Source organism: Paenibacillus sp. BC26, assembly GCF_900116125.1.
GTDB lineage: Bacteria > Bacillota > Bacilli > Paenibacillales > Paenibacillaceae > Paenibacillus_Z > Paenibacillus_Z lignilyticus.
The window spans coordinates 153354-168791 of the sequence record NZ_FPAD01000003.1; the positions used below are offsets into that span (position 1 = coordinate 153354).

The 15438-nt window shown below is 52.4% G+C and carries 11 protein-coding genes; 7 read left to right on the top strand and 4 right to left on the bottom strand.

What is annotated here, in order from left to right; all coding sequences use genetic code 11:
* Positions 1 to 47 precede the first annotated feature (47 nt).
* Positions 48 to 833 (bottom strand): SDR family oxidoreductase, encoded by a 786-nt coding sequence (locus tag BM412_RS21875; protein ID WP_091223242.1) that lies wholly within the window; start codon positions 831 to 833, stop codon positions 48 to 50.
* A gap of 240 nt (positions 834 to 1073) precedes the next feature.
* Here BM412_RS21875 and BM412_RS21880 point away from each other — a divergent pair, with 240 nt between their 5' ends.
* Positions 1074 to 2693 (top strand): GGDEF domain-containing phosphodiesterase, encoded by a 1620-nt coding sequence (locus BM412_RS21880; protein ID WP_177246004.1) that lies wholly within the window; start codon positions 1074 to 1076, stop codon positions 2691 to 2693.
* A gap of 299 nt (positions 2694 to 2992) precedes the next feature.
* Here the strand turns inward: BM412_RS21880 and BM412_RS21885 are convergent, their stop codons facing one another.
* Entirely contained in the window at positions 2993 to 3517 is a 525-nt protein-coding gene (locus tag BM412_RS21885) for an ankyrin repeat domain-containing protein (protein ID WP_091223246.1), read from the bottom strand.
* A gap of 202 nt (positions 3518 to 3719) precedes the next feature.
* Between BM412_RS21885 and BM412_RS21890 the strand changes: the two genes are divergently transcribed.
* From BM412_RS21890 to BM412_RS21900, 3 genes are all read left to right on the top strand, one after another.
* Positions 3720 to 5024, top strand: coding sequence for a glycoside hydrolase family 140 protein (locus BM412_RS21890; protein ID WP_091223248.1), 1305 nt, complete (start codon positions 3720 to 3722; stop codon positions 5022 to 5024).
* Positions 5021 to 6046, top strand: a complete 1026-nt coding sequence (locus BM412_RS21895) for an NAD-dependent epimerase/dehydratase family protein (protein WP_091223250.1) — start codon at positions 5021 to 5023, stop codon at positions 6044 to 6046. The genes BM412_RS21890 and BM412_RS21895 overlap by 4 nt, the downstream gene beginning before the upstream one ends.
* A 100-nt stretch (positions 6047 to 6146) precedes the next feature.
* Entirely contained in the window at positions 6147 to 6581 is a 435-nt protein-coding gene (locus BM412_RS21900; RefSeq protein ID WP_091223252.1) for a GNAT family N-acetyltransferase, read from the top strand.
* Between the two features lie 545 nt (positions 6582 to 7126).
* On the opposite strand, the gene BM412_RS21905 is transcribed toward BM412_RS21900, so the two are convergent.
* Entirely contained in the window at positions 7127 to 9793 is a 2667-nt protein-coding gene (locus tag BM412_RS21905) for a beta-mannosidase (RefSeq protein ID WP_091223253.1), read from the bottom strand.
* 146 nt (positions 9794 to 9939) lie between these two features.
* On the opposite strand from BM412_RS21905, the gene BM412_RS21910 reads away from it, so the two are divergent.
* From BM412_RS21910 to BM412_RS21920, 3 genes are all read left to right on the top strand, one after another.
* Complete coding sequence (locus BM412_RS21910) at positions 9940 to 10821, top strand: AraC family transcriptional regulator (RefSeq protein ID WP_091223255.1); 882 nt, start codon at positions 9940 to 9942, stop codon at positions 10819 to 10821.
* A gap of 194 nt (positions 10822 to 11015) precedes the next feature.
* Positions 11016 to 12701, top strand: a complete 1686-nt coding sequence (locus BM412_RS21915; protein WP_091223257.1) for an extracellular solute-binding protein — start codon at positions 11016 to 11018, stop codon at positions 12699 to 12701.
* 176 nt (positions 12702 to 12877) lie between these two features.
* Entirely contained in the window at positions 12878 to 14089 is a 1212-nt protein-coding gene (locus BM412_RS21920) for a glycoside hydrolase family 76 protein (RefSeq protein ID WP_091223258.1), read from the top strand.
* A 114-nt stretch (positions 14090 to 14203) separates the two neighbouring features.
* On the opposite strand, the gene ald is transcribed toward BM412_RS21920, so the two are convergent.
* Positions 14204 to 15337, bottom strand: a complete 1134-nt coding sequence (gene ald, locus BM412_RS21925; RefSeq protein ID WP_091223260.1) for an alanine dehydrogenase — start codon at positions 15335 to 15337, stop codon at positions 14204 to 14206.
* Between the last annotated feature and the right edge of the window lie 101 nt (positions 15338 to 15438).

Sequence of the window (15438 nt, forward strand, 5' to 3'; positions counted from 1 at the left end):
AAAGGGACGCCCCGCGATCAAACTCGCGAGGCGTCCCTTTTCTATACTTACAGCCCGCGAACCAACCCGCCGTCCACCATCAACGCTTGGCCGGTCATATAGCTGTTCGCCGGCGATGCGAGGAACGCGACGTAGCGGGCGAATTCCGCCGGATCGCCATAGCGGCCGACGCCGACTTCGCTCTCGTTCCGTGCGCGCTGCGCCTCATACGTGAGGCCCGCTGCCGACGCGCGCGACTCGTCCAGCGAACGGACGCGATCCGTCGCGAATCGGCCGGGCGCCGCCGCGTTGATCAGGATATTGCGCGGCGCGAGCTCATCCGCAAGCGTCTTGATCAGCCCTTGCACGCCAAGGCGCAGCGAGTTGCTGAGCACTAAGCCGGGAATCGGCTGCTTGATCGACGTGGAGGACACGTACACGATCCGTCCGCCTTCGGCCGGGAAATGCGGCAGTGTATGCCGAACCAGTCGGACCACGCTCATCACGTTCTGCTGGAAGGCGGACTCCCACTGCTCATCCGTAATGCTGGTAAACGTTCCTGCCGGAGGTCCGCCTGCATTGCATACGAGGCCATCGATACTGCCAAACCGCTTCACAGCGGCGGCTATGAGCGCTTCGATATCCGCCGGCGAGGAAACATCCGCTCGCACCGCAAGCACTTCTCCTCCGGTAGCTGAGCGAATACCGACCGCAGCTGCCTCGATTGTATCTGCGTTTCTGCCGCAGATGACCACGTTCGCTCCCTCTTCGGAGAGACGAAGCGCGGAAGCTTTTCCAAGTCCCTTGCTGGCTGCCGTTACGATTACCGTACGATTGCGAAATCCTAAATCCATCTTACAATTCCTCCATTCTAATCCTTCACTTTAGTAACTAGCATGCAATATTTCGTCCTCCTTGTCGAGTGCGTGAAGCGGTGCCATGAACCACGGCGCGGCCAATCCATTATTAAAGGGATTAAATATTCATGGGCTAAGCGATTGAGCAGAGCAGGAAAACGTCCTCAATTGCAGAAATATAGGGATACACAAAACATTTACATCGTAGAGGCACCGCACAAGGAGTTGAATAGGAATATGAGCCCGCACGAGTTTCATTTGCAAATTGGCCGGATGCTGGATGAGATCGCAGACGGTGTGTTTATTATGAAAGCCGAGAACTTGGAGCTGACCTATTATTACGTCAACAAAGCGGCTACACGGATGTCAGGAATTGAAATGTCGGATGCAGGGCAGACCTTCTTCGAACGCAATACGCCTGCAATGGCTGACTATTTATATAAGAAATACGTTAGAGTCGTGACGGAGCGGACGGACATCCGGTATGAAGATGGCGTTGTAATGCCGAACGGAACGATGAGCGGGGAATCGATGCTGTCGCCGATTTTCGGGGAGAGCGGCGAGGTTGAATACGTCATCTGCTTAACGCGCGATATTACCGAACGCAAGAATTACGAGAACCTGCTGTTCCACTATGCCTACCACGATGACCGGACGAAGCTCTACAACCGCCGATTTTTAATGGAAAAAATGGGGAGTGCCGAAGCGCTCTTTCTGCTCGACCTCGACTATTTCAAGAATATTAACGATACGTTCGGCCACGACGCAGGCGATGCGGTGCTTGTAGAGGTTGCGGAACGCTTAAGCGTCGCCTTTAAGTCGGACTATAAGCTGGTTCGACTTGGCGGCGATGAATTTATCGTAGCTGCCGGCACGCGTGTAGAGCAGCCGGAGTCGATGGCTTTTGCGATTATGGAACTGTTTCGCGCACCTTTTCGGATTAACGACCAGCAAATGAAGCTGAACTGCAGCATCGGCATTGCGCTGAAGCAGGGGCATGAAGACATTCAGACGCTGCTCAAGCAGGCGGATATTGCACTGTATAAGGCCAAAGGGGCCGGTCGCAAAAGCTTCCACGTCTACGAGGCGACCTCCCGTTACGACCACGTCGAGAATTTCATCCATGAGCTTGCGCTGTCGAGCGCCATTGAACTGGAGGAATTCGAGCTGCATTACCAGCTGATCTATAGTCCGCAGCAAGAATGCGTAGTCGGCGCCGAGGCGCTGCTTCGCTGGAATCGGGCCAATGTCGGCATGGTACAGCCCGCAGAGTTTATTCCGATTACGGAACAGACCGGCCTCATCGTGCCGATCGGCTACTGGGTAATCCGCAAAGCCTGCCAGGATTGGCATCAGCTGGTGGAGGGCTACGGAGAAGACATTCGGGTATCCGTGAACATTTCGAGCGTGCAGCTTAGCGAGCCGGATTTTGTAGATCGGATCATAGAAATACTCGAGCAGGAAAATGTCCCTCCGCACGCGATCGAGCTGGAGCTGACGGAGAGTACCGTGATCAGCGATTCGCTGGGGGTAAAACAGACGCTCAGCCGGCTGGCGGCTGTTGGCTTCAGCATTGCGCTGGATGACTTCGGCACCGGATACTCGTCGCTGAGCATGCTGACTTTGCTGCCTATTGATACGCTGAAGATCGATCGCTCTTTTATCCAGGAAATGAATGAGTCTGTTCTCTCCGCCATGCTTGTGATGGCCGGTGCCTTGCGGTTGAAGGTTATCGCGGAAGGTGTGGAGGATGCGGGCCAGTATGAGATGCTAAGAGCGATGAACTGCTGGGGCATTCAAGGGTATTACATCAACAAGCCGGTTGCGCTGGCTGCGCTGCAGCAGGTTCCGGTATAAGAGGTTGATAAGAACACAATAGAGTGGCTGGCGGGGGACAACCTTGTTCAGCTGCTTTTTTTTGGTTGCTCTTGGTTCATGCTGATGAACCTTACATCCTTTACCTCACATGTGCGGTATCTGTTACCTCTCTTAGGTTGGAAATCAGCTTTTGGTGCAAAAGTGCGGTATCTGTTACCTCATATAGGCGGAGATTCATCTTCTGTCTTTTAAATGTCGAGAACCTAGCTGTTCCCTCCACACTTATATCAAAAAGCTGCCTCAAAATTGCGCATGCGCAATTTCGAAGCAGCCCATTATTAATTCTCAGTTTCATTCGCACGTTGGAGCAACTCTGCAACGCGATGATTACCTTGCTTGGCCGCGATCGAGGCTGCCGTTACTCCGTCTCCGGTTAAAGCACGAATGTCAGCCCCATGTGCAAGCAGCAAGCCTATGATCTCTACGTTATCGTCATGAAAAGCGGCCGTATGGAGCGCGGTATGCCCATTGCTGTCCATAATCGTCGCTTGAGCTTGATTGGAGAGCAGCAGCATAATCACGTCCACGCTGCGTTCGCCTGCAATAGCTGCATGCAAAGCCGTGTTGGAAGGGATATAGGACACTTTGGAATGCGAGACGGCATTCACATCTGCGCCATGATCGAGCAGAGCCTGCACGGCATCCTTGCTGCCGAAATGCGCCGCGAATCCCAAGGGTGTTAAGCCGTCGTCATTCTCGGTGTCGGCCAACTCCGGATGAGCTGTCAATATAGCACGAAGCTGAGAAACTTCATTCAGACGAGCAGCTTGAAAAATATCCTCTATTAGTGATTTGTTTTCCATTGTTATTCCTCCGTAGCCCGATAGGGTTATAACCTCGACTATACACTTTCTGGGAGCTTGTTCCACATTCCTGCATTGGCGCAGCGTAATAAAAAAACAATATTTTATTGTATACATTGTGTATTTATTTCGTAGACATCGATTTTTGCTCCATGGTATAGTGCAGAGGAAAGCATGACATGGACTCGAAAAGAGGGGAACAATGAGACAAGTTACGGTAGCGGAGAACAAGGAGATTCTTCTTGACCGCGGGCAGCCTTTTTTCTATTTGGCGGATACGGTGTGGGGGGTATTCTCGGCCGCGAAGCTGGAGGAGTGGGAAGTTTATCTCGAATATCGCCGCTTGCAGGGGTTCAATGCCCTGCAGATCAGCGTGCTGCCGCTCGTGCATGAAACGGTCGCCGATGAATTGCCTTTCCAAGTGGGTGCGGAGGGCAAATGGGACTTTATGAGCTGCAATGAGGCTTACTTCGATAAAGCGGAGAAGATGCTGCAGATGGCCTGCGAACGAGGCTTCCTTCCCGTGCTTGTTGTGCTTTGGCACAACTATGTTCCCGGTACCGGCGTGAATAACATGCATCCGGAGCATACGATTCCGTGGGAGGCTGTCGAGCCTTACACCGAGTATGTGGCGAAGCGATTCGCGCGCTATAATCCGCTTTATTATATCAGCGGCGATACGCAGTTTGAGAACGAGCAAGTAACCTCGTATTACGAGAAAGCATTGCAAACCTTGAAACGTCGCGCTCCCGAAGCTGTGACGGCGATGCATATGGGATCGCATCAGCACGACATTCCGGAGACGATTTTGCAATCGGCGGATTTGGATCTGTACATCTATCAATCGGGCCACTTGACGGAGACGCAGTCCGATTGTTATGAGCTCCCGGAGCAATTCATGGATAAGACCATTCGCAGACCCATTCTGAATTCAGAACCGTGTTATGAGGGGCATGGTTATGGCAATCGCTATGGCCGGTATGGTGCTTTCGATGTTCGCCGCGCTTTCTGGTGGAGTGTTCTTGGCGGGGCAAAAGCAGGCTTTACCTACGGTGCGCACGGGATCTGGTCCTGGCATAGGCAGGGGACGCCGTTTAACAATGAGCATTTTGCCAAAACACCGTTTGACTGGCGAGTGGCGCTCCGATTCTCGGGTGCGTGGGATATCGGCTATGCCAAAGAATTGTTCGAGCAGCATGCGATGTTCGAGCTTGCCCCGCGTAATGATCTGCTCGTTACCCCTTATCCGGAGATCCGCGTAGCCGGGAGCCGCGATTTAAGTAAAGTGGCGGTCTATGTTCCGTACAGCAACGATGTAGAGCTTGCGTTAAACCTCACTGCAGAAGGCTACACGGTGAAAATGATCGATCTGGATAGGCGGAATGTCATTCGGCCGACAGTTAGAGCTATTTTTGATGAGCGTGGTGCAAGCACCAGCAGAATTTCGATGTCAGAAACGAATACGGACGTACTCATCATCGCAATTAAGGGGGAGACAATTAGATGAAGGTGCTCATCATTGGCGGAACCGGGACCATTAGCACGGCGATTACGGAACAGCTGCTAGGCCGCGGAGATATGGAAGTTTGGCATTTCAATCGGGGCCGGGGAGAAACACCTGCAGGCGTTCGGACCATAATTGGCGATCGGCGGGATTTTGCGGCATTTGAAGCGCGGATGGCGGAAGCGGGGCGGTTCGACTGCGTTATCGACATGATTGGGTTTCAAGCGGATGAGGCTGAGAGCGCGATCCGGGCTTTTAAGGGCAGAGTCGGTCAATATATTTATTGCAGTACGGTTGATGTCTATACGAAGCAGGCGAAGCATTATCCGATTACGGAGGACGGAGAGCGTGAGGCGCTGCCTTCGTTCCCGTATGCGTTTAATAAGGTGCTGAGCGAAAATAAATTGCTGGAAGCTCATGATCCCGGCACGTTTCCGGTTACGATCGTCAGGCCGGCGCAAACGTACGGCGGAAGCGGGACGGCTGTCCCCTCCATCGCGGATGGCAACTACAATTTGAAGCGGCTGCGTGAAGGGCGTCCGATCGTCATTCATGGCGATGGAACTTCGCTGTGGGTCGCTTGCCATCGGAATGACGTGGCGAGAGCTTTTGTGCAAGCTGTTGGCAACGAGGCAGCTTTCGGCAAGGCGTACAATGTAACGGGTGAGGAATGGATGACATACGACCGTTACTGGAGAACGGTTGCGACTGCGCTTGGTGCGCCCGAGCCAAGGATTGTTCATATCCCGACTGATCTTCTCGGCTTGTTGCTGCCGAAGAAGGCGGAATGGTGCGTGGAGAACTTCCGGTACAACAACCTGTTCGACAATTCCGCGGCGAGGCGTGATCTGGATTTTCGCTATACCGTGAAGTGGGAGCAGGGCATACGAGGCGTCATTGCCGAGCTCGATAAGACGGACGCGATCGAGGCGGCAGGCGAGCGGCCTTGGTACGATGCGCTGGTAGAGGCGTGGTCCTCGGCGGAGAAGCTGATGGCGGAGCGGATGGCTGGGTTAGACGGATAGTGGATGGTGTGGCTTGGAGGCGTGAAGGTAGGGAGCGCTGTCGCCTGTGGATGTGGTATAATCTTGGTCACGAAGTAACCACGCAAAGGCGGTATCCCTTATGTTGATTGATATTAAAGCAAAGCTGGATGAAGAAGCGATACAGGAACTGCTCGGCTGGTCGGTATTCCCGGAGCCGGAGCATTTGGAGCGAGCGGTGCAGCGCTATAAGGATGATGCATCGGCTAAGCTGCTTGGCTATGTATCGGAGGAAGAAATTATCGGACTGATCGGGTATCACTACGCGGGCAGCGATACGATTGAGATCGACCATATTGCCGTTGATCCGTCGGAGCGGTATAAAGGCTACGGCAGAGGAATTATTCTAGAACTTCTTGACCTGGAGAAACCTGCGGTGCTGCTGGCTGAGACAGACGAGGAAGCTGTCGACTTCTACCGGAGCAGCCGATTCACGGTGGAGAGCCTGGGCGAGAAATACCCCGGCACGGAACGGTTCAAATGCACGTATTACGCGGATGAGGACGACAGCGAATAGGACAAAAGCGGCGTTAGGGGAGCCCCCTGCGCCGCTTTTTTTTGTTTTGGGAGCTGAGAGTCCGGTTACGGAACTCTCACGTCCGCAAACGGAGCAGATGATAAGTGTGATAGCGGAGAGTTCCACTTTGGAACTTTCACATCCACAAACGGAGCCAGGATGGTTAGTTTGATAGGTGAGAGTTCCATTTTGGAACTCTCACATCCACAAACGGAGCCAGGATGGTTAGTTTGATAGCGGAGAGTTCCACTTTGGAACTCTCGCATCCACAAACGGAGCCAGGATGGTTAGTTTGATAGCGGAGAGTTCCACTTTGGAACTTTCACATCCACAAACGGAGCCAGGATGGCTAGTTTGATAGCGGAGAGTTCCATTTTGGAACTCTCACATCCACAATCGGAGCTAGATGGGTTAGTGAGAGAGTGGAGAGTACGATTTTCGAACTTTCAGCATGAATTCGGCGCTAATTTGATGTTGAGAGTTCCGTTTGGGAACTCTCAACATCCACAAACGGAGCCAGGGAGGTTAGTTTGACACGGCTCCCATTACTTAATAGAGGCAATCTTTAATGCCTCTAAATGAATCCCCATGGTGGCGCCGCCATAGATCGTGATGGTGCGGACTTCCCCGGGCAGCAGATCGAAATAATGATCGCTCAGCCGCACATCATCCTCCAAATCAAAATGCACCGCATGTGCATAGGTCTTCGACCCCACCGTAACATGCAGGTCATTGCCTACCGCGCGAGTGGAGACGACGCGGATTTCCGCCTCGGGAAGACCGAGTGCGCGAATATCCCCCGGTCGGAGTATGGCCGGCTGAACTCGCTGCGAGGCGTCGCCCACGGGAATTGCGGCTGCGAACAATCCGCCAGCCCCATTAGCAGCACCGCCAGAGGATATCCCGCCGCCGGTGAAACGATACAGCACGCCGCGGTAATGAGCGGGGATGATCACGTCAATCCGTTCCGTCCGCCGTATCTGCCCATCGAAGGATAGGATCCCGCATTCCAGCGTCTCCGTCAGCGGCGCATCGGTTTCATTCACGGCGGTTACTTCCACCATGCCGGATGACCCTTCCCGCAAGATCAGCTTCACCGGTGCAAAAGCACGCCGCACGCCGTAGTAGCTTAATTTTCGCCGCAAATAGTAATCCACGATCGTCCAGCCGACTTCGCCCCAGCAATCGTTGTACATCCAGAACAGCGCACCGGAGCAAAATGGCTTGCTGCGTATGGACTCCAGCGAATATTGGTACATGAGGCTTTGACAAAGGCCTGCATAGAGCAAATATTCGTCCAGTGACAGGTCATCGCGTTCGGTATAATGCTTGCGGATACCGGCGCGGACGGTGTCTTTCTCAAAGGTGTTGGTATGCAAACCCCAGATCCGGCTGCTCGTATCGATCGGCTTCCCGTCAAAGTAGGTCTTTATAGTAGAAAAGCGGCAAGGCCCGATATAACCGTATTCCGAAACAAACTTTGCCTGCACCTCATCATAAATTTCCGGTGTAATCCGCCGCTCCATATCCGGGTTCATCGTGCCGTCGTGCCAGTGGTGGCGGTCCCCCATCGCGTTGCCGTTCGGATGCTCGCCGCCATAGGGAGAGCTGTTCCAATAAGGAATGTGCGGGCAGTTGCCGTGAATCAGTGCCGGCGCAATCTCATTATAGATGACGGCTCCGCCATAAAACTCAGGGTGCCGAGTACCGTTCCACCATTCATCGAAACCCCAATGATTCTCATTGTTGCCGCACCATAGCGCAAGCGAAGCATGATTGCGCAGTCGTCTGGTCTGGTAATCGATTTCCTTCGTGACCTCTTGCTTATACCACTCCAGATGGTCCGGGTACTTCCCGCAGGAGAACATGAAATCCTGCCAAACCAGAATACCGTATGCATCACAACGTTCATAGAAAATATCCCGCTCATAGAGACCGCCGCCCCAAATGCGCAGCATATTAAAGTTGGCTTCCCGCGCCTCGGCAATCAACGTGTCATACTTCTCATCGCTCACTCTGGCGATGATGGAGTCGGCCGGTATCCAGTTGCCTCCTTTACAAAATACAGGCACGCCGTTCACTTCAATGGCGAACCGGCGCTCCGGCTCGTCTGCTTCTGACATAGAAGAGGAAACCACGGGATCCGTGTTTATGCGAATCGTACGAATGCCCACTTTAAAGCTCGGGTAATCAAAACGCTCATCGCCGCAAGCCAGCGAAACCAAAGCGGAATAGAGCGGTTGGCCTCCCATCCCATTGGGCCACCACAGCTCGGCATCATGCACTTCCACTTCATAAGAAAGGAAGTTGATGCCGGAGCGAAGACAGACTTGCTCGCTCACCTCGGCGCTAGTGCGGCCGTCAGGGTGCAGCAATCGCAAAGCAAGCACCGCTTCCCGCGTCTTAAAGGGATGAAGCTGCTCCGCTTCTACTTCAAACCGAAGCCTCGCACTCGCTCCCGCATTCGGCCCCGCCCCTGACTTCGCACTCGCTCCCACACTCGCTGTCTTCGTGCTCCCGCCCGCCACCGCACTCGCTCCCGCCGCAGACAGTGTCACCGCACTGACGCCGCGGATGCTGACGACGTTATCCGCTTCCAGCCAAGCGCTGCCGGTGATGCCCGTCGTGGCGACGCGCGGCCCCCAATCCCAGCCGTAGGCAAATTGCGGCTTACGCACGTTGGCACGCCTGTCATCGCCGCGTTTGCCAATCGCCTCGTTCTCCATATCCGCGAGAGTACCCGCGGTCATGACCATATCTTGTGCAGACACATGCTCAAGTCCCGATGTGACGCGCACAAGCAGCAAGTTCTCGCCGACGTGAAGCAGCGACTTTACTGCTGCCCGAAACGGATAGAAGGCGCTGCGGTGATGGCCGAGATGAACGCCATTTATCCAAATATCTGCTTCCGAGTCGAGTGATTCCAGATGAAGGATAATACGCTGTCGTTCTAGCGCCGCTTCGTCCAGCGTGAAGCGCTTCAAGAACCACCACGATTTGCTCTCCGTCCACTCCGCGGCAAAGCAATAATCGGCGAGCAGCGGGTCCTTCATGATGCCTTGCTCGATGAGCGGCATATGAATATCGCAGGGCAGCGTGGCAACCGGCAGCCAATCCTTTTGCTTGCCCACTATCCGATAAGCCGCACCGGTATCGCAGGATAGATCCTCAAACGTTAACTGCCAATCGTCATTCAAAGAAATTCGCAGCAAGGACGGTTCAGCTCCCTTTTAGCTCCATATTCAGTAGGACTTCGTTCTGTTGATAGCGTACCATTCCAGATGCAAAAGAATCTTCATTTCCATTGATTCAGAATTGCTTTCTGTTGATATAATGGACAGACAAGGGAGGTGTGACCATGCTGCGATTAACCGCTGAGGGACTGATTGATGCGGAGCTTGAAACGGAGTTCTATTATCACCGCAAGCTTCAGTACTGGACGATCGTGCATGATCACGAAGACTTCTATGAATGTTTCCTTATTACGGAGGGAAGCGTCTACCATCTTGTTAACGGCGTGAAACAGCTTATGACAGAAGGTATGTTTACTTTCATTCGTCCAACCGATATTCATAGTTATGAGCGATATGGCGATGAAGAAGTGGAGCTGCTTAATATCAACTTTCGGAGCTCGATGGTGGAAGAGGCTTTTGCCTATTTGGGTGAAGGGTTTCATCAAAGGAGGCTGACCGGGCCATTGCTTCCGCCTCAATGTACGCTTTCGCCGGAACAAGCGGCATGGCTGATCGGGCAATATGAACGAATCAACGCGATCAATACGGACAACAAACCCGCCATTCGCTCTGCGGCACGAGGGTTGCTTATCGGGCTGCTGGTGCAGCATTTTACGCCGCCGCCCTCAGATGTTCATCCCGGTGCGCCGAAGTGGTTAAATGAACTGCTTGGCCAAGTCGGCACAAGAGCACACTTGGTCGAAGGAACAGGCGCGCTCTATCGGCTGGCACCGTATTCGCAAGAGCATGTTTGCAGGGAAATGCGGAAGCATCTCGGTATAACCCCGACGGAGTGGATGAATGAACAAAGGCTGCAGCACGCTGCGGTATTATTGAAGCAGGAGGAAGGGTCCATACTCAACATCGGGCTGGATTGCGGATACAGCAGCCTAAGTTATTTTTATAAAATGTTCTCGGCCAGATTCGCCATGACACCGGCAAAGTATAGGAAGTTGAACCGCAAAACAGCAATACCGGTTCGAGGATCGGAAATGCAGCTTGATTAACAAAAAAATAACAGCGCTTACATATGTGAAAATGGTAAAATGTCGTAGAATAAGAGGGAACATAGGAGACAAATAGTTATCTAAACTGGAATCTACTAGGATGAATATCGGGATAGTATGAATTAAATCATAGAATAGAAGGCCATTCGATACTATAATGGGTTATACAGCAAACATAAACTTGGGGGAAGCAGATGAAAACTACAGCGGTGAGTTTATTTCTGTGTGCATCAATCGTGTTAAGCTTGGCGGCTTGCGATCGGAATGGTGCGGATGAGGGTAATCGGTTTAGTGCTACTTATCATGCGGGCGACTCCAAAGATGAGACCGACACGAATACATATGCGCATATAAATGATGATGGGCCATTTAAGAAGTATGAGAAACCGATTACGGTTACGCTCGGAAGGCAAGGAATAGCCGGTAATAATTTACCTAATGGGGACACGCTCGAGGACAACGAATTTCTCAAGTACGTCGAGGACCGCCTCAATGTGAACGTGATTTATGAGTTCTCCATTGAAGATGTGGATGACTATAATCAGAAGGTCAGTTTGGCGATTGCGAATAATAGCATGCCTGACATGATGGTCGTCAATGAGCAGCAATTCAAGGAGATGGCAGGAGCAGACATGCTGGCTGATCTGACTCCTTTTTACGAGACTTACAGCTCCCCCCTTATTAAAGATTATTACAAGTCCTTCTCCGATGATCGCGTTCTGAACACAGGCCGCATCGGAGGTAAGCTGTACGGACTGCCGAATACGAACATTGACGGAACTTATCAGCTGCTGTGGGTGCGCAAGGATTGGCTGGATAAATTGCAGCTGAAGCTCCCATCATCCATGGACGACGTGCAAGCCATTGCCCGCGCCTTCAAGGAGCTGGATCCCGATCAGAACGGCAAGTCGGATACGGTAGGGCTGCTCGGGGACAAACAGATTGTCGGCGATGCGGAGTTTTTCACCTTCGATCCGATATTTAACCAGTACCATTCGTATCCGAAGAGCTGGTTTAAGGATGCCGACGATAATATCGTGTACGGATCTACGACACCGGAGACGAAGGAAGCGCTCGTGAAGCTTAGGGATATGTACAAAGAAGGCCTCATCGATAGAGAGTTTCTGACGCGCAAATGGCAGGACAATGCCGCACTTGTATCCGGCGGCCGAGCGGGAATCCTGTTCGCGCCTTGGTTTGCCGGCTGGATGCTGGCGGACAGCGTGAAGACCGATCCGAAAGCGGAATGGGTACCGCTTGCTGCACCGCTTGATGAGGACGGCAAACGTAATGTAGTGCCTTCGGCGCCTTCGGGCACATTCCTCGTGGTGAACAAGCATGCGAAACATCCGGAGGCGGCGCTCAAGATGCTGAGTGTCGAATACGAAGGCATCCGACTAATCGATCCGAAATCGCATGAGCTGTACAAGGATGAGATCGTCAGCTGGCTCAACTATCCGCTGAACGTGCAGCTGGACTTCCAAGATTCGTTAGCCCGCGATATTCCGATCTACGACAAGGTGCTGACGGATAACGATCTGCAGGACATGCCGGCACGGTTAATTAAGCGCGTGAATGCGATCTTGAAGAACAGGAAGGAACCGAAGCAGGACATTACGGCCTTCGCGGATTCTCTCGCCTACTACACGGGCGGCGCCGTTACGGGAACCAAAGAAATCACGAAGGTGGACCCGATCTTCTATGGCACGACCGAGACGATGGTGAAGAAAGGGACAAGCCTGGATAAACTGGAGAATGAAACGTTCCTGCGCATCATTACCGGCGCGGCACCGATCGAGGATTTCGATAAGTTCGTCTCTACTTGGAAGCTGTCCGGTGGCGACGAGGTTACGCAAGAAGTGGCGGCATCCCTAAACTAGCCATTCTGATAGAAGGTATCCAAGCTTACGTTACGGTAAGCTAGGGTACCTTTTTGTATAGTAAGAAACTTGATCCGCAGAGAAATTTCTATTTACTGGCAACTATTGAATCGCCATACTAGGAAAAGGGCAGCTGAACGGCATGTCCAATCACCCACATCATAGGAGGTCATAGGATGAAGAAACTTTCTGCTCTATTACCGAAAGCGTGCTCGAAGCTCGTGATTGTACAGTTGATTATGGCACTCGTGTTCATGCTGGCTCCGACCGGAGTTGTTACGGCCGGTTCCGGCTCCGCGTATTGGAAGCTTGCACAGGAAACGCATAATTTTACGGTAGGCAATTTGTTGACGTCCTCCAATAGCTACCGCACTGAAATCGGGGACTATGCCACGACGCAGTGGTACAACGTGAGTCAAATCTATGCAGATGCCGCGATGCTGAAACAAGGGGATTCCCGGTACCTCTCCTACATGAACGATACTTACAGCTTCATGGACAATATGTGGGATCTGACAAGTCCGATTGGCGGCTACTTCGCGCTGAGCAATCTTGACGGCACGGGGGCAGGCGGGGATAAATATGTCGATGACGCTTCACTTGCAGGAGCGGCTTATCTGGATGCCTACGAGGTGACGACCGGCGTCGCGCAGCAGAATTATTTGAACTCGGCTATAGCCGTAGCGAATTGGCTGATGTACAGCGGGCTCTGGGATTCGACCGGAGGCGGCGGCTTCTGGTGGACGACGAATAAGACAGTCCCTTACATGCAGATCAAAGGCTCGGAGGTCAACGGGCTTGCTTGTCAGCTGTTTCTCCGTCTCTATATGATTACGGGGCAAACCTACTATAAATCATGGGCCGATTCGATCAAGCAGTGGCTCGACGATTACATGTTCGACAAATCTGCGGGCTTGTACAATTGGCAATACGAGCTCGCGAATAATAGTGTCACGCCGGTGAAATTCACATACGACAATGCCATAATGATTGAGGTCAATTTGCTCTACAAAGCCATCACAGGGAATCATGCGTATTTGACGAGTGCGCAGAATATCGCCGCGAATATGAAGAATCAATTATGGAACACGCAAAACAGTACAGGCGCCTTCATCATCAATACGGCCGATCCCGTCTTTAACCCCTGCTACAGCGGCTGGGCTTCGCAGTCTTTTATTAAGCTGTACCAAGCGGACGGCAACGTTAGCTGGCTGAATACCGCGCAGCAAAATATCGACACCTTGAACGCCAAGCTGCGGGATACAACCAATTACGGCTACCATTACAGCTGGGATCCGGCAACGAACAATATCAAAGACGGCTCGTATCATACGGTCAGTCAGGCTTGGATGCAGAGGGTGCAAATCATGCTGTCCCAATACCGTTAATCAGCTGCGCATAAGAACCACCAAGCCCCCTTGAGATGATCTCAAGGGGGCTTGGCGTGGGGTTTAAAAAAATATGAAGAGGGTCTGAACCAGGTTCAGGTATTCAAGTGGATTTTATATGTGAACGGTATGCAGCTCCAGCACTTGTGCCAGAGGCGTATATGCATAACCAAGATCATCGGCTACAGCTTTGTAGGTGACTTTGCCATTGATAATATTCGTGCCGCTTTGCAGCGCAGGGCTGTCTTGGATGGCTTGATAAGCGCCTTTGCGGGCAATTTGCAGCGCATACGGTAGGGTTGCGTTAGTCAAACCAATGGTGGATGTCTGCGGAACGGCACCGGGCATATTCGCTACGGCATAATGAATGACGCCGTGCTTCACATACGTCGGATTGTCATGCGTAGTAATATGGTCAATCGTCTCCACGCTTCCGCCTTGGTCAATGGCCACATCGACGATTACCGCGCCTTGCTTCATCGTTTTCACCATCTCTTCGGAGACGAGAACAGGGGCTTTCGCTCCCGGAATCAGTACGGCGCAGATCAGCAAATCTGCTTCGGCAACGCTGCGCGCAATGTTATAACGGCTCGATACGAGCGTTTGGACTTGATTGCCGAATAGGTCATCGAGCTGCCGCAGACGGTTCGCATTCAGATCGAGAATCGTCACTTCCGCACCTAAGCCGATGGCAATCTTCGCAGCATTCGTACCTACAACGCCGCCCCCAATTACGGTGACTTTGCCTCTGGCTACGCCGGGAATGCCGGATAGCAGAATGCCGCGTCCGCCTTTGGAACGCTCAAGCAGCTGGCTGCCAATCTGCGCGGCCATCCGGCCGGCCACTTCGCTCATTGGCGTCAAGAGCGGAAGAGTTCCGCCTTCTTTGACCGTTTCATAAGCGATCGCGGTCACCTTCGACTGAACAAGCGCCTCAGCTAAGCTTGGCTCTGCGGAGAGATGCAGGTAAGTGAAGAGAATAAGCTCTTCTCGGAAATAAGAGTATTCGCTTGGCAGCGGCTCCTTCACTTTTATAACCATATCTGCTTGCTGCCAAACATCTGCGGCATTCGTTAGGATAACGGCTCCCGATTGTTGGTATTCAGCATCGCTAAATCCGCTCTCAAAGCCGGCATTGGTTTCCACGTAAACGGTATGTCCATCCTGTACAAATTCTTTTACGCCGGATGGTGTTACACCTACACGGCATTCGTTATTTTTAATTTCCTTCGGCACGCCAATGATCATAGTCGATCTCTCCCCATTCATGAATGCGAACCTCTGAAAGTCTGTTCTTTGTTGTTCTTACTTGCATTATAAAATGGATCGGAAGCATAAACATCATACAT

Coding starts and splice junctions, on each gene's coding strand:
- BM412_RS21875 (WP_091223242.1), bottom strand. CDS start 833: ATGGATTTAGGATTTCGCAATCGTACGGTAATCGTAACGGCAGCCAGC.
- BM412_RS21880 (WP_177246004.1), top strand. CDS start 1,074: ATGAGCCCGCACGAGTTTCATTTGCAAATTGGCCGGATGCTGGATGAG.
- BM412_RS21885 (WP_091223246.1), bottom strand. CDS start 3,517: ATGGAAAACAAATCACTAATAGAGGATATTTTTCAAGCTGCTCGTCTG.
- BM412_RS21890 (WP_091223248.1), top strand. CDS start 3,720: ATGAGACAAGTTACGGTAGCGGAGAACAAGGAGATTCTTCTTGACCGC.
- BM412_RS21895 (WP_091223250.1), top strand. CDS start 5,021: ATGAAGGTGCTCATCATTGGCGGAACCGGGACCATTAGCACGGCGATT.
- BM412_RS21900 (WP_091223252.1), top strand. CDS start 6,147: ATGTTGATTGATATTAAAGCAAAGCTGGATGAAGAAGCGATACAGGAA.
- BM412_RS21910 (WP_091223255.1), top strand. CDS start 9,940: ATGCTGCGATTAACCGCTGAGGGACTGATTGATGCGGAGCTTGAAACG.
- BM412_RS21915 (WP_091223257.1), top strand. CDS start 11,016: ATGAAAACTACAGCGGTGAGTTTATTTCTGTGTGCATCAATCGTGTTA.
- BM412_RS21920 (WP_091223258.1), top strand. CDS start 12,878: ATGAAGAAACTTTCTGCTCTATTACCGAAAGCGTGCTCGAAGCTCGTG.
- ald (WP_091223260.1), bottom strand. CDS start 15,337: ATGATCATTGGCGTGCCGAAGGAAATTAAAAATAACGAATGCCGTGTA.